The organism is Dolichospermum sp. UHCC 0352 (assembly GCF_009711925.1).
Taxonomy (GTDB): domain Bacteria; phylum Cyanobacteriota; class Cyanobacteriia; order Cyanobacteriales; family Nostocaceae; genus Dolichospermum; species Dolichospermum lemmermannii.
Window position 1 is genome coordinate 1 of the sequence record NZ_VIKY01000121.1, and the last position, 2,362, is coordinate 2,362.

Below are 2,362 nucleotides of genomic sequence, written 5' to 3' on the forward strand. Positions count from 1 at the left end.
TTGTCGCATGGGAAAAGCCAGCACAAGCAATCCAATTATTCAATTTCAGTTTTGACAATACTAATGGTGCAGTTAATGGGACTGTATCAGGTACATTAGCTTTGCCAAATGGTGATGGATCATTTGCGGCTACGTCCCTTAAAATAAATTCAGCCCCTGCTGCACTAGGATATACTCAACCTGTAGATGTGTTATCTTATTTTCCGTTTCTATATGCCAATTCCTTTACAGTATTTAATGGCACGATTACGTCAAGCACCTTTCTAGCGGTAAACGGAGACGAAGCCATATTTGGTCTCATCAAGAACAATTCAGGTTCTTATTATTCAGCATTAAATACGTTTAATAAATCTGGCGTGTTTTCAGGAGTAGGAGACATGTTCTCTACAACTCTCACATACACCCCCGCTACCCCCGTACCCTTTGACACAACACCGGGTGCTATGTTATCTACCATCCCTGTCTTAGCTTTAATGTACCGATGGAAACAATCCAGAAGTAGAATAGCATTAAGAACCACTGAAAAGCCTGCTGTAACAGTCTCATAAACTTTTTAACCTCCTTCTTTGCTGTTTTCCATACCTAACAGTTCAAGAAAACGGCAGAGAAAAATTAGTCTCATAGCAAAGGTATTTGTAGGGTGCCTTAGGCAAAGCCGTAACGCACCATTAATCAAGTTCAGGGTGCGTTACGCTGTCGGTAACGCACCCTATTTATCTATATTTGGTTCAAAAATTACCTGTTGAACAACTGGAGGAATTAGGAGAAGCCTTGTTAGATTTTACTTCAGTTACAGATTTACAAACTTGGTTACAATTTACTAATTAATATCACTTTATTTAGTTTAGGCGATCGCATTTCTAGTAGCGATCGCCATTACCCCAAAAATGTTAAATTAATATCTATGTATTAGCAAAAATCGAATAAATGACGAGATTTATACATGACCAATTCGCCAAAGATTATTTAGAAGAACTACTAAAACCTTATGGAAAAGTAGAAGCACCCAGTCATGTATCTGGAGAAGTACGAGAAATAGATGTATTATTTACACCATTTCTTGAACAAAAAGCGGATATAGCATCATTAGGGTTATTAGGTAAACTAGCCACCACACTAGCCATATTTGAACCATTTCGCAACCCAGCCTCAACAGAAGAAATATGTGATTGTCTATTAAAATCATTAGAAGTTAGAGGTGCATTAAAACGAGAAGCAAAACGTAATGCAACCAAAATAGCACAAAGTAATTTTCCTAAATTATGGATTCTCACACCCACAGCGTCTAAGAAACTGCTATCAGGATTTCATGGTACATTGGAATCAGATTCTTTACCAGGAATATACTATTTACCAGAGTCTTTCCGCGCAGCAATTATTGTCATTCATCAATTACCACCTATTCCAGAAACATTGTGGTTAAGACTTTTGGGCAGAGGAACGGTGCAAAAACGAGCAATTGATGAATTAGCAGCCTTACCATCAAATCAGCCTTATGTGAAAATCACATTAGAATTACTTTACAACCTGCAACAGAACTTGAGAATAAATCAAAGTCCAGAAATAGAAACAGAAGATAGGGAGTTGATTATGAGATTAGCACCACTTTACCAACAAGAGCGAGAACTCGCTAGACAAGAAGGACTACAAGAAGGACTACAACGAGGAGAACAACGAGGAGAACAACGAGGACTACAACAAGGAGAACAACTTCTGATTATCCGTCAGTTAAATCGCCGCATTGGTACAATGGACTCATCATTGATTCAACAAGTCCAAAAATTACCTGTCGAACAACTGGAGGAATTAGGAGAAGCCTTGTTAGATTTTACCTCAGTTACAGATTTACAAACTTGGTTACAATCTGTTAGCTAATCTTTTTCAAAAGACCGTTGATGATGTTTTCATGACTTTATGAAGAATTGAAAACTTTTTGATTTTTCCCGCCGAAAATTGGGATTAGGGGCTTGACAATTGATTTTGAATTTGTTATCATAGACTTGATAAGGAAGAACTATCTTCAAATTCTATTTAATAGACATAGGCCGAGTTTAAAGATGCTTGACATAAGACCCTTGTAGTAGAGACGTTCCATGGAACGTCTCTACTTTTTTGGGGATGTCCATTGAATTGTGCAGAACCGCTTACCATCATGGAGGCGGTTGTTTTTTGGCATAAACAGACGAGATATGAGAGTTTTCGATAAAATCTTGTAAAAGTTTGTAAAAAAAAAGACAATAACACCATTGCTACTATACTGAGATATAGGTCAAATTCAAACATGAATACAAAGATATATCATGATGAAACTATCTCAGATTCTGCCATTAGTTGTTGTTGGTGGTGCTTTAGCCACTAGCCT

General features: G+C 37.3%; 3 protein-coding genes. All 3 read left to right on the forward strand.

From position 1 onward, the window contains the following. A partial coding sequence (locus tag FJR06_RS08160; protein ID WP_168651212.1) for a hypothetical protein occupies positions 1-548 on the forward strand: 548 nt, incomplete at its 5' end. A 175-nt stretch (positions 549-723) separates the two neighbouring features. After that, the gene (locus tag FJR06_RS08165; protein ID WP_235081921.1) at positions 724-828 is read left to right on the forward strand and encodes a DUF4351 domain-containing protein; all 105 of its coding nucleotides are present in this window, start codon (positions 724-726) and stop codon (positions 826-828) included. A 99-nt stretch (positions 829-927) separates the two neighbouring features. Then, positions 928-1,875 (forward strand): DUF4351 domain-containing protein, encoded by a 948-nt coding sequence (locus FJR06_RS08170; protein WP_015078194.1) that lies wholly within the window; start codon positions 928-930, stop codon positions 1,873-1,875. Positions 1,876-2,362: the final 487 nt, after the last annotated feature.

Coding starts and splice junctions, on each gene's coding strand:
- FJR06_RS08170 (WP_015078194.1), top strand. CDS start 928: ATGACGAGATTTATACATGACCAATTCGCCAAAGATTATTTAGAAGAA.